Origin of the sequence: Halomonas salinarum (assembly GCF_012062845.1) — a bacterium.
Classification (GTDB): domain Bacteria; phylum Pseudomonadota; class Gammaproteobacteria; order Pseudomonadales; family Halomonadaceae; genus Onishia; species Onishia salinarum.
Genome location: NZ_WWNB01000021.1, coordinates 33,446 through 45,867 on the forward strand (window position 1 = coordinate 33,446; position 12,422 = coordinate 45,867).

At 60.3% G+C, this 12,422-nt stretch carries 11 protein-coding genes; 7 read left to right on the top strand and 4 right to left on the bottom strand.

Features of this window, described 5'->3' with window-relative positions:
* Positions 1 to 31 precede the first annotated feature (31 nt).
* Both HF027_RS13335 and HF027_RS13340 read left to right on the top strand, forming a co-directional pair.
* Entirely contained in the window at positions 32 to 1,213 is a 1,182-nt protein-coding gene (locus tag HF027_RS13335) for an MFS transporter (RefSeq protein WP_168016479.1), read from the top strand.
* A gap of 23 nt (positions 1,214 to 1,236) precedes the next feature.
* Positions 1,237 to 1,866 (top strand): YajG family lipoprotein, encoded by a 630-nt coding sequence (locus HF027_RS13340; RefSeq protein WP_342448742.1) that lies wholly within the window; start codon positions 1,237 to 1,239, stop codon positions 1,864 to 1,866.
* Positions 1,867 to 2,041: 175 nt separating this feature from the next.
* On the opposite strand, the gene HF027_RS13345 is transcribed toward HF027_RS13340, so the two are convergent.
* On the bottom strand, positions 2,042 to 2,683 hold the full coding sequence (locus tag HF027_RS13345; protein WP_168016481.1) for a thiopurine S-methyltransferase: 642 nt from the start codon (positions 2,681 to 2,683) through the stop codon (positions 2,042 to 2,044).
* 150 nt (positions 2,684 to 2,833) lie between these two features.
* Entirely contained in the window at positions 2,834 to 3,457 is a 624-nt protein-coding gene (locus HF027_RS13350) for a TIGR04211 family SH3 domain-containing protein (protein ID WP_168016483.1), read from the bottom strand.
* Positions 3,458 to 3,865: 408 nt separating this feature from the next.
* Here HF027_RS13350 and miaB point away from each other — a divergent pair, with 408 nt between their 5' ends.
* The 5 genes from miaB (at position 3,866) to lnt (ending at position 9,366) form a co-directional block, all read left to right on the top strand.
* Positions 3,866 to 5,215 (top strand): tRNA (N6-isopentenyl adenosine(37)-C2)-methylthiotransferase MiaB, encoded by a 1,350-nt coding sequence (gene miaB, locus HF027_RS13355; protein WP_168016484.1) that lies wholly within the window; start codon positions 3,866 to 3,868, stop codon positions 5,213 to 5,215.
* Positions 5,216 to 5,336: 121 nt separating this feature from the next.
* Positions 5,337 to 6,434 carry a PhoH family protein gene (locus HF027_RS13360; protein ID WP_168016485.1) on the top strand — a complete coding sequence of 366 codons (1,098 nt, stop codon included), beginning with the start codon at positions 5,337 to 5,339 and terminating at the stop codon, positions 6,432 to 6,434.
* On the top strand, positions 6,431 to 6,958 hold the full coding sequence (gene ybeY / locus HF027_RS13365) for an rRNA maturation RNase YbeY (RefSeq protein WP_168016486.1): 528 nt from the start codon (positions 6,431 to 6,433) through the stop codon (positions 6,956 to 6,958). Before HF027_RS13360 ends, ybeY begins: the two co-directional genes overlap by 4 nt.
* Positions 6,955 to 7,836: a CorC family transporter gene (locus tag HF027_RS13370; protein WP_168016487.1), complete on the top strand. Its 882-nt coding sequence runs from the start codon at positions 6,955 to 6,957 to the stop codon at positions 7,834 to 7,836. Before ybeY ends, HF027_RS13370 begins: the two co-directional genes overlap by 4 nt.
* A 57-nt stretch (positions 7,837 to 7,893) precedes the next feature.
* The gene (gene lnt, locus HF027_RS13375; RefSeq protein WP_168016488.1) at positions 7,894 to 9,366 is read left to right on the top strand and encodes an apolipoprotein N-acyltransferase; all 1,473 of its coding nucleotides are present in this window, start codon (positions 7,894 to 7,896) and stop codon (positions 9,364 to 9,366) included.
* A 159-nt stretch (positions 9,367 to 9,525) separates the two neighbouring features.
* On the opposite strand, the gene phaC is transcribed toward lnt, so the two are convergent.
* Positions 9,526 to 11,367: a class I poly(R)-hydroxyalkanoic acid synthase gene (gene phaC, locus HF027_RS13380; RefSeq protein WP_168016489.1), complete on the bottom strand. Its 1,842-nt coding sequence runs from the start codon at positions 11,365 to 11,367 to the stop codon at positions 9,526 to 9,528.
* 410 nt (positions 11,368 to 11,777) lie between these two features.
* On the bottom strand, positions 11,778 to 12,401 hold the full coding sequence (locus HF027_RS15815; RefSeq protein ID WP_168016490.1) for a phasin family protein: 624 nt from the start codon (positions 12,399 to 12,401) through the stop codon (positions 11,778 to 11,780).
* Positions 12,402 to 12,422: the final 21 nt, after the last annotated feature.

Below are 12,422 nucleotides of genomic sequence, written 5' to 3' on the forward strand. Positions count from 1 at the left end.
CGTTTCATTTCTCCGTTGCGCTCAGGTGCTCATGCCCACCCTGATTCTCGCCATCGCCGAGCTGTTTGGTACCGCATTGTGGTTCACTCCCAACGCCGTCCTGCCAGACCTGATGGCGCTATGGACACTGACACCGGCCGATCTCGGCTGGTTGACCGGCGCCGTTCAGGGCGGTTTTCTGCTTGGCACCCTGATCATCGGCCTCAGCGGGCTTGCCGACCGCGTCGATGCCAGCCGGCTGTTCGCCGCCTGCTGCCTGCTCGGCGCCCTCTCCAATGCCCTGCTGCCGCTGGCCGGGGGGCTCCATGGCGCGGTAACGCTCAGGGTCATCACCGGTATGTGTCTGGCGGGCATCTATCCGGTAGGCATGAAGCTGATGGTCGGCTGGACACCAGGGCGTGGCGGCGTCGGCCTGGCCTGGCTGGTCGGCATGCTGGTCCTGGGTACCGCCCTGCCCCACGGGCTGCGCGCCCTGGCCGCCCTTGATGAGTTAAGCCTGTCCTGGAGAGGCGGCATCTGGAGCGCCTCGCTGCTGGCCGTGCTGGGCGGCATCATGGTCTGGCGGCTGGGTGAGGCGCCGCGACATACCAGCGCCACCCCCGGCCAAGGCTTACGTTTGGCAGGCCTTGCAGCCTTCCGGATCAGCCACTTCCGTCATGCTGCCGGTGCTTACTTCGGCCATATGTGGGAGCTCTATACCCTCTGGGCCTTGATTCCCCTGCTTCTCGCGGCCCGCTTCCCATCACTGAGTACCGCCGAGCTCGGCTTCGGGGCCTTCGCGTTGATCGCTATCGGCGGGCCCTGCTGCTGGATCGGCGGCGCCTTCAGTGCACGTTTGGGCAGTCGGCGAGTGGCACAGTTCGCTCTGGCGGGCTCAGGCCTGTGCTGTGCGCTCTATCCACTGCTGAGCGGGCTGCCCGCGGCGGGCCTGATCGCGTTCCTGGCGCTGTGGAGTGCGCTGGCAGTAGTCGACTCACCGCAGTTCTCGGCGCTCTCGGCCCATGCCTGTCCCGCCAGTATCGTCGGCAGCGCCCTGACCATGCAGAACGCCATCGGCTTTGCGATTTCCATGTTGTCGCTACTGATCCTGATCCCACTCTGGCAGACCACCGGCCCCTGGCTTGCCTGGCTGATGCTGCCGGGGCCGATCATCGGCTTGTGGTGTCTACGTGGGTATACTCGGCGGCAAGACACCGCACCCTCCCCAACATAAGGCTCCTTATCATGAGACCCCAATTGAGCGATGAGACACGCCACCACGTTTCCCGAGCGCCCCGGTTAGCTCTCTTGCTGCACAGCCTGATGCTGGGCCTACTCCTGCTGGCGATGACCGGCTGCGCCAGTAGCCCGCATTATGTTCAGGCCACCCCTAAGGTCAGCGGTAACCTGCCCGAGAGCGGCAGTGGCCAGGCAGTGACACTGACCGTGGTCGATGGTCGTGAAAGTGCCCTCCTGGGGAGTCGCAGTGGCGCCACCATGAGCACGGACACCATCACCCTCGAGAGCGGCGATGTACTTCCCGAGCTCCAGGCGCAGGCGGCTTATGCCCTGCGTCAGATGGGGTTCACGCCGACCGATGAAGCAAACGCCCAGCGCCCGAGCCTGACACTGACACTCAAGCGCCTTGACTATGCGCGGGGCCAGCGTCAACCACTGCTCGGCGAAGCGGAGCTCGAGGCGGTGTTCGAGGCCGAGGCCCACAATGGCGGCGAAAGCTATGTTGGCCGCTATACCTCGCGGCGCAACCAGTCCTATGCGCTGCGTCCAAGCCTTGAAGAAAATACCCAGATGATCAACGAACTGCTGAGCGACGGCCTCGATCGGTCATTCAGTGACCCGGCCCTTGGCCAGTTGCTGGCCCGCTGAGACACCACGTCCTGTCCGTCATGCTGCATAGATCCGTCACTTGAAATAAAGAACGCCAGGCCTATTGAGTGGCCCGGCGTTCTGTTAAGCGTTGGCGATGCATGGCACACCAAGCTCTTCGTTAATGGCTAATATTAATGACTACCGCTAATGACTACCTTTATTAGCACTAGGCTTATTCCGGGCTTGCGCGAGGTCCGCGGCGCTTAAGTGACCAGACACTCTCCTGCCAGCCATTGGCTTCAGGCTCACCATCCTCAAGATGGCTCACTTCGAAATTGGCACCGAACAGCTCGTGTACTTCATCGGCAGGCACACTGAAGGGCGGACCCGCATGATCACCGGGGGCTCGCGTCAAGCTGATCAAGATCCCCCGAGCGCCAGGTGGCAATAGCTGAGCCAGATGGAAGGCATAACGCTGGCGGGTCGCCTCCGGCAGCGCGATCAGAGCCGCACGGTCGTAGAAGGCACCCAGGTCGGCGGCCTGCTGGGTATGGAAATGAAAGAAATCACCACACCACAACTCGATGTTGCCCTGCCGCCATACCTCGAAGTCACCCTGGTGATAACGAGAGGACTCTCCACCCTCGGCAACGAATTGCTCAATGGCCTGCGAAGCCAGCTCTATCCCCAGCACCGGGTGACTGCGGGCCGCCAGCCATCGCATATCCAGACTCTTGCCACATAGCGGCACCAGCACCGTGGCCTCTGCTTCGACGCACAGATCCGGCCAATGTCGCACTAGTGCCGGATGCTCGGCCTCGCGGTGAAACCCGATCCGGCCCTCGCGCCAGCGCGATATCCATTCATTGCTCATGCATACTCCTGTTGCACCGGCCCCTTTCCATCACTCCCCATCAGCCAACACCCGGCCCGATGGAGGCGGCTCACGCACACTGTCTGTACATCGCGGCCAGGCTCACCACATCTTACGTCCAAGCGCGCCAGGGCATCCGGGCGGATCATTTTAGAACCAGCGATCGCTTTTCTTGCGACGTCTCGGCAGGTGAGGAACGATCAGGCCCACCAGCAAGCCGCCACCGGCCACGCCACCGCCGTACATGAAATAGCGCAACAGCAGGTCTTCTTCCTGAGTATCCAGCCGAGCCTGCAGTCCGCGTACTTTCTCCTGGGCATCGCTGAACTGCTGCTGCAGCGCTTGATTACGGCTCTCGAGATCCTCGATCCGCGCCTCGCGCTGTTCAAGGGCAGCGGTCGTGGCCGCCAGCCGTCCCTCCCACTGCTCGTTGATTCCCTCAAGCTCGTCGCTCAAGGTCTCGACGCGCTCCTGGAGCGCCGGCAACTGTGCGGTGGCGCTTTTCTCGTCCTGCAGATTGGACGAGAGAATCCACACCTGATCGCCACCCGGTCCCTGAACCAGCGAATAATCCCCATTGGTTTCGAGCAGTTCGACGGGGTCACCAGCTGTCAGTGTCCCAACGATACGATAGCCGTCGGTTGGCCCACTGCGTACAAAAGTGGTGAGATCATCCGATACCCAGTAATCAGGGTCGGTGGACTCCTGGGCCACGGCCCCAAGTGTCAGCGTCGCCAAGGATATCCCCAGCATCAAAGAGTTGAATGTTCGCATAAATCTGCCGTCTATCAGGGCGATGGAGGCTCGTTGACGCCTGCCCACGCGGATTAGCTCAGGCCACCGCACGTCCTGTGACGATGGCACTGCGATAAGACCTTTCCCCATCCACACTTTCTGTGGATAAGTCTTGGGAAAACCGTCAGCTATCGCGTGGCAGTCGGCGCAAGGCCTGGAACTGCCACGGATTGTTTAAATTTTAACCTTGCTGTCATCCAAGGATGGCAGACGATTTCCCCGACGGCGGCCAGAATAGCACAGCCTTTGGACGCTGGCCGCGCCGCCACTGGATACGTATAATATCTCCATATTCCTGATCGGGTCGCCCTATCTGGGCCATGCCCATCTTCATTCCCCATTTCGGTGACGGACACGCCGAGGCCCCTGCGGTCTCGGCCTATTGTTATGACGAAGAAACTCTTCATCAAGACCCATGGCTGCCAGATGAACGAGTATGATTCCGACCGCATGGCGGATCTGCTCGGCGAATCTCACCAGCTTGAAATGACCGACGACGAGCGCGATGCCGACGTTCTTCTGCTCAATACCTGCTCGATCCGCGAGAAGGCGCAGGAGAAGGTGTTCCACCAGTTGGGTCGCTGGAAAAAGCTCAAGGAAAAGAACCCGGACCTAGTAATCGGCGTTGGTGGTTGCGTGGCCAGCCAGGAAGGCGAAGCCCTGCGCAAGCGTGCGCCTTACGTCGATATGGTCTTTGGCCCCCAGACGCTGCATCGCTTACCCACCATGCTCGACACACGCAACAAGAGCGCGGACCCCATTTCCGTGGTAGACGTGACCTTCCCGGAAATCGAGAAGTTCGACCACCTGCCCAAGCCGAGCTCCGATGGTGCCACCGCGTTCGTATCGATCATGGAAGGCTGCTCCAAGTACTGCACCTTCTGCGTGGTGCCCTATACCCGCGGCGAGGAGATCTCCCGCCCCTTCGAATCGGTGATGGAAGAAGTCATTCATCTCGCCGATCAGGGCGTGCGGGAAATCAACCTCTTGGGTCAGAACGTCAATGCCTATCGGGGTGAAAATCAGCTCGGCGACGAGATCGACCTGGCCGAGCTTATCGCCTGCGTGGCTGCTGTCGAAGGCATCGATCGCGTTCGCTTCACCACCTCACACCCGGTGGAGTTCTCGGATTCGTTGATCGAAGCCTATGGCGAAATTCCGGAACTGGTCAGCCACCTGCACCTGCCCGTACAGGCCGGCTCGGATCGCATCCTGGCCGCCATGAAGCGTGGTCATACGGTCGAGGAGTACGTCGACAAACTTGAACGCATCCGTGCGCTGCGTCCAGAAATCAGTTTTTCATCGGACTTCATCATCGGTTTCCCCGGCGAGACCGAAGCCGACTTCGAGGCGACCATGGATCTGATCCACCGCATCGGCTTCGACCACTCCTTCAGCTTCGTCTATTCGGCGCGGCCGGGCACACCCGCCACCGAACTCGATGACGAAACGCCGGAGTCGGTCAAGAAAGAGCGTCTGGCTATCCTGCAGGAGCGCCTCAATCAGAATGTGATGCAAATCAGTCGACGCATGGTCGGCAACATCGAGCGCATCCTGATCACCGGTTTCTCTCCCAGGGACCCCGGCCAGCTATCCGGCCGCACGGAGAATAATCGGGTGGTCAACTTCCGCGCCCCGAATCCGGCCGAGCTGATCGGTCACTTTGTCGATGTGGAAATCACCGAGGCGCTACCCAACTCACTGCGCGGCGAGCTGGCTTCTTCCGCCTGCTACTAAGCTCGGTCTTTTCCTCAGGCGACGCATGGTCCTGGCCGTGCGTCGCCGCAGGCATTGCCCCCGGCACACCCCGGGCAGTAAGCTGCCGACATCCTTCTTCAACGCATGGGACCCTCACGACTTGACCCAGACTACTTCTCAGGCCAATCGCATCATCACCCTGACCCTCGAGCCCAATGATCCGAGGCGCCTGGCCAACTTAAGCGGTCAGCGTGATGAACACTTAAAGCTGATCGAAGAGCGCCTGGGCGTGACCCTGCGCAACCGCGGCAACACCTTTCAGCTGGCAGGCCCCGGCGCCCGGACCAAGGCAGCGGCCAATGTCCTTGAGCGCCTGTACCGCGAAACTGAAGCAAGCGACCTCACGCCTGACATGGTGCATCTTTTCCTGCAGGAATCCGGCCTCGAGGCCATTGAGGAAGACGAGGACGCCATCGGCGATGGCGACCTGCTGATGCGCACGCCCAAGGCGCTGATCAAGCCGCGCGGGCAGAACCAGCAGAGCTACGTCGCCAGCATCCGGGCTCACGATATCAATTTCGGTATCGGCCCGGCGGGTACGGGCAAGACCTATCTGGCCGTGGCCGCCGCGGTAGAGGCCCTCAACCGCCAGGAAGTCCGCCGTATCCTGCTGGTGCGTCCCGCCGTTGAAGCCGGTGAGAAACTGGGCTTCCTGCCCGGCGATCTGGCTCAGAAGATCGATCCCTATCTACGTCCGCTGTATGACGCCCTCTACGAGATGATCGGTTTCGAGCAGGTCAACAAGTTGATTGAGCGCCAGGTCATTGAGATCGCGCCACTTGCCTACATGCGCGGCCGCACCCTGAACAACGCCTATATCATTCTCGATGAGAGTCAGAACACCACTCGCGAGCAGATGAAGATGTTCCTGACTCGCATCGGCTTCGGCTCGACGGCCGTGGTCACTGGTGACGTGACCCAGGTCGACCTGCCCAAGGGGCAGAGCTCGGGCCTGATTCAGGTCCTCGACGTCCTCAAGGACACCCAGGGCATCGGCGTCACCCATTTCGCCGCCAAGGATGTGGTGCGCCACCCGCTCGTCCAGCGGATCATCGAAGCCTACGATCACTTCGAGGCCGAGCAGGAAGCCGCCGAGCGAGACCGTCGTGAACAGCGTGAGGCACGTCGCGAAGCCCAGGCCGAGGAGCGCCAGGCACGCCTGAATCAGGCCCCTGGCAACACGGGAGAGTCATCATGATAAGTGAACCTCCGCCAGTCACTGTCGATCGCCAGGTCGCCCTTGAGGACAGCGACGCTCTCACGGCGCTGCCCACGCAGGACGAACTGGAACGCTGGATCGGTGCGGTGCTTCAGCATGCAGATGAAACGCACCAGGAACTGACGGTGCGTTTTGTCGAGTCCGATGAGAGCCAGACGCTCAATCGGGACTATCGCGACCGTGACCGTCCGACCAATGTCCTGTCCTTTCCCTTCGAGTCGCCACCAGGTGTATCACTGCCGCTGCTCGGCGACCTGGTCATCTGTCATGCCGTGGTGGTCCGCGAGGCTCTCGAGCAGGACAAGTCACTGGCGGCTCACTACGCTCATATGGTGATACATGGCACCTTGCATCTGCTAGGCCATGATCACATCGAGGATGACGAAGCCGAGCAGATGGAGGCTCTTGAACGGGTGATCCTTTCGGGCTTCGACATCCAGGACCCCTATGCGGCCGACCATCATCTCGACCTTGGTTCCGAGGAAAAGAGACCCCACGCATGAGCGAAGATCGATCGAGTAGTCAGGGCAACAAGTCCTGGTTCGAAAAACTGTTCAGCGCCTTCAGTTCTGACTCCGAAGAGCCCAGTTCGCGTGACGAGCTGAGGGAATTCCTGCGCGAGGCTGGTCCACGGATGCGCCTTGATCAGGATGCACTGACCATCATCGAGGGCGCCCTTCAGATCAGCGACAAGCAGGTTCGGGAAGTCCTCATCCCACGCTCGCAGGTCACGGCGATTACCGCCGATCAGCCGCCGGAGGATTATCTGTCGGTCATTCTCGAGACCGGACACTCGCGCTACCCGGTCATCGGCGAAAACCTGGATGAGGTCAAAGGGATCTTGCTGGCAAAGGATTTGCTGCCGCTGATCAGCAAGAGCCAGGAAAATCGTGACAGCTTCGATCTCACCAGCATTCTGCGTCCGGCCATGTTCGTGCCCGAGTCCAAGCGCCTGAACAGCCTGCTCAAGGAATTCCGCGAGACGCACAATCACATGGCGGTGGTGGTCGACGAATATGGCGGTACGGCCGGCATCGTGACCATCGAAGACATCCTTGAACAGATCGTCGGCGATATAGAAGACGAACACGATACCGACGAGGAAGAGGATATCCGCGAGCTGGGGGATAGCAGCTATGCGATTCGCGCCCTGACACCGATCGAAGACTTCAACGAGCGCTTCGATACCGACTTCTCCGACGAAGAATTCGACACCCTCGGCGGCTTGGTGATGCAGAGCTTCGGCCACCTTCCCCGCCGTGGTGAATTTGCCGAACTCGGCGGCTGGCGTTTCACGGTACTCAACGCCGATAACCGGCGTATTCGCCTATTACAGGCCGAACAGGCTGACACCCCGCATCCCGAGGAGAGCCGCGCCTGATGGCGATCGACTAGACGATCCTCAGGTGCGACGCATGGACGCCACAAGAGACCGATGATGAAAGAACGACGCCTGAGCCTGGTGATCGGCTGCCTGGTCGCGCTGATTGCTGGCGGACTCACGACCCTGTCCGCCGCCCCTTTCACCCTATGGTGGCTAGGCCCGGTCGCCATCGGCCTGATGTATCTCGGCATACAGACCCTGAGCCCTCGCCAGGCGGCTCTCAAGGGCTGGTGCTATGGCCTTGGCCTCTTTGGTAGTGGCGCCTCATGGGTGTATGTCTCGATCCATGATTACGGCTACACCAGCATGCCGCTGGCACTGGTGCTTACCGCACTCTTCGTGGCGTCCATGGCGCTCTTCCCTGCCGTCACCCTATGGCTGTACCGGCGCCTGACCGGCCAAAGGCTTGCCGCCCTCAGTTTTGCCGGCGCCTGGGTGCTTGGCGAGGTACTGCGCACCTATCTGTTTACCGGCTTTCCCTGGCTGCTGATCGGCACCTCACAGGTCGATTCCCCACTGGCTGCCTGGGCACCGGTGGGCGGCGTCTATCTGCTGTCGCTGATCACGGCCCTGACCGGCACCCTCGGCGTCGAGGCCCTGCGTAAGCGTTGGCTGCCGGCGGCCATCATCGCCGGTATGTGGCTGGTACCTCAGGCGCTTCCAGACCAGTGGACTCGCCCCGACGAGACCCAGACCCAGGTGGCACTGCTGCAGGGCAACCTGCCCCAACTAAGCAAGTGGAGCCCTCAGGGACAGCGAGACGCCTGGAACACCTACAGCACCCTGACAGGCAACCTCGAGGACGATGCCGACCTGATCGTCTGGCCCGAGGCCGCCCTGCCGATGTTCGAGGACCAGGCCCGGCCGCTACTCGAGCGCATTCAGACCAATCTCGCCCCTGATACCGCCTTGCTCACTGGCATCCTGCAGCGTGATGAGGATGGCTATTTCAACAGCATCATCGGCCTTGGCAATGCCAGCGGCCAATACCGCAAGGCTCATCTGGTGCCCTTTGGCGAGTATCTGCCCCTCGAGAGTCTGTTGAGCGGCCTGATTGCCTTCTTCGACCTGCCTGCCCCGGCGATGACGCCGGCTCAAGGAACGCAGGCGCCAATCAAGGCCGCTGGCCTCACCATCGGCAGTGCTATCTGCTATGAAATCGTCTATGCCGATCTGGTGGCCGAACGCGCTCGGGACGCCGGAATATTGCTGACGGTGTCCAACGACACCTGGTTCGGGGATTCCCTGGGTCCCAAGCAGCATCTGCAAATGGCAAGGCTCAGGGCTCTGGAGAACGGCCGCTATGTGATGCGTGCCACCAGCAATGGCATCACCGCTATCATCGACGACCAGGGGCGCATCACCGCACAAGCCCCCCAGTTCACCGCCACCGCCCTGACCGGCCAGGTGCATGCCATGCAAGGCAGCACGCTCTTCACGCAAACGGGGAGCTGGCCTGCATGGCTCGCCGCCACCCTCCTGGTGCTGCCGGGACTTCGCTTATCAGGACGCCGACTCACGAGCTAATGCGCCAGTGATGATGTTATCCCGGATCAAGGCAGTTACCGCTGACGCGCTGACACCGATCCATCCTGATCAACCATCGGCTTCTGCTACAACCTAGGGCTAGAAAACAATGAGGCCCGCCATTGGCGGGCCTCATTGCATCAGGGATTGGCGAAAGACTCAGGATGCTTCCTTCGACGCCACCTGCCCGAGCACCTCCGGGATAGTCTGGCGCACATAGCGCCCTGGAGCAGGCTCCAGGATCGCAAGATCACCCTCGCCGGGCTGACGCGCCGGGACCATCTTGTCGGCATCCGCATAGCCGTTGTCGGTCATCCAGGCCTGCCAGTGCGGCCACCAGGAACCTTCATTGAAGGTCGCGCCTTCAAGCCAAGCCTCCGGCTCGGCGGGCAACTCGTCATTGGTCCAGAAACCGTACTTGTTCTTGTGCGGCGGATTGACGATCCCGGCGATGTGGCCGGAACCACCGAGCACAAAGGTCACCGGTCCCTTGGGCAGTTGAGTACCGCCATAGGTGCTGTTCCACTTGGCGATATGGTCTTCGCGGGTGGAAACGAAATAGCTTGGCGTGGAAATCTTGCGCAGGTCGATCTTGACGCCGTCCAGCTCAATGCCACCGGGCTCGATCAGACGGTTCTCCAGGTACATGTTGCGCAGGTACCATCCATGGGTAGCGGCCGTCAGGTTGGTGCCATCGGTGTTCCAGTACAGCAGATCGAAAGGCGCCGGCTGTTCGCCTTTCAGGTAATTGTTGATATAGAACGACCAGAACAAGTCTTTTTCACGTAACAGGTTGAACGAGAAGGCGATCACCCGACCATCGAGATAGCCGTCTTCCTCCATCTGACGCTCGAGCCCCTTAAGCACCGGCTCGTTGAGGAAGACACCAATCTCACCGGGGTCGCTGAAATCTTGCAAGGTGGCCATATAGGTCACCGAACGAACCTTGCGACCGCGGCGAGTGCTGGTCAAATAGGCCACCGTCGAGGCAGCCAAGGTGCCCCCGACGCAGTAGCTCAGAAGATTCACCGATTTCTCGCCGCATGCCTGCTCGATGGCACTCATGGCATCGATCGGGCCAAGCTGCATGTAATCGGCCCAGGTCAGATCACGCTGCTCAGGACCCGGGTTGCGCCAGGAAATCAGGAAGACGGTGTGGCCCTGATCGACCAGCCACCTCACCAGTGAATTGTCCTGGCGCAGGTCAAGAATGTAGTACTTGTTGATCCAGGGCGGCACGATCAGAAGCGGCGTCTTGAACGTCTTCTCGGTGGTCGGCGCGTATTGGATCAGCTGCATGAGCTCATTTTCGTAAACCACCGAGCCCGGCGTTACCGCCACGTTCTCGCCGACCGTGAAGGCGCTGCGATCGGTCATCTTGACGTTGATGCCCTCCGCCGAGTTGGACAGATCCTCGCGAAGTTGGGCAAGCCCTTCGATGAGGTTCTGTCCCTTGGTCTCCATGGTCAGGCGCATCACCTCCGGATTGGTAGAGGCGAAGTTCGAGGGTGAAATGGCGCTCACATACTGACGCGCATAGAACTCGAGATTGCGCTTCTGAGCGGGAGGCAAGTTATCGAGATTGCCGACCATTTCCTCGACAAGCCGCGAGAACAAGAGATATTGCTCCAAAAGAGCGCGATAGAAAGGTTCCTTGCGCCAAGCCTCGTCCTTGAAACGGCGGTCGTCACGGGCAGGCTCGATCAAAAGCTCTGTCTCTTCACCACTCAAGTCTCGCAGGCTCTGCTGGAAGAGCTGCATCTGATCCTGGGCAAGCCGAAGCTGAGCATTCATGAGTGTCTCAGGATCGCTGACCAACGCTTCAGCACCGGCACGGAAACTCTCGCGCATATCTTCATAGATCGTCTTGCCGGCTTCCCCGGGCAACATCCGCGCCAGCATATCCTGCATCAGCACCTGATATTCCTGACCCATCACTTCCAGCTGCTTGTTCCATTCCTGAAGCTCGGACGCCGATGGCGCATGAAAACCTGACTGCATTGCCCACTCCTGTGATCGAAGCCCTGCGTAATCTAGAAACTACTGATCCAATCCTGCTGCCACCGCACTGATGACACTATCCCTTGTCCCACTTTCTGGTGGTCAAAGGATCTGTTGATCTTCGGCCTGACAAACCAGGCCTGACAATACAAGCCTTGCCATCCTGATACCGTATTGTCATGACAAGCGTAATGCTCGGATACCCGGGGAAACGCACATGGCAATGATGGCTAAGGTCGCTGCGTTCCGATCATGCTCGATCAAAGGGGTCTCACGACGCCCTTCCCCTCTTAGCCTGTATACCACACTCGCCATATCTGTCACGGCCTATATAGACGCGCCCATGGCCGAAAGATGCGCTCATCTTTCGGCCATGGGTGACATGTCCTACCAGGCGATGCAATCCGGCATCAGGAACTCTTGTTACCACCCGTACTGCCGGCACCACCAGATTTGCTGGATGCTGAGCTTTTAGCGCTTGAGGTACTACGACGGCTCGTTGCGCTAGAAGACGGCTTAGCCGTCGCCTGCTGGCTGGATTGCGCCGCTTGCTGCGTGGCTTCTGCCGCTTGCTTGGTCGCCTGCGTGGCCTGCTGGCTGGCCTGCTCGGCGAATTGCTGCGTAGACGCTAACGCCTGCTCAGTGGCGGTCGTCATCTGCTCGGTGGCGGACTGTGTCGCCGAGGACGCCTGCTTGGTCGCAGTATCCGAAACTTCCGTGAGCACCTTTTCCATTTCGCGTTTGAACTCAAGGCTGAGCTCGGTCATCGCCTCGGCGTCCTTGAGTAGCTGGGTAGAGAGCTCGTTCATCATTTCCGTCTGACGCGTGCCGAAGTCTCGCATCGCCTCGGGGTCCTTGGCCTCGCTGGCATCACGAAGCCGCTCGGTGCCCAACTGGCTGTAACGCTTCATGGACTCAAGCTGGAACTGTGTCAGCTTTTCCATGTTGTCGAGCATCAAGCCATTTAGCTTGCGCATCGGCGCGAAGAAACTTTCAGCCTGTTCCGTAAACTCGGTAAACGTCTTGTCCTTCATGGCGCTAACCTCCATGGGTCA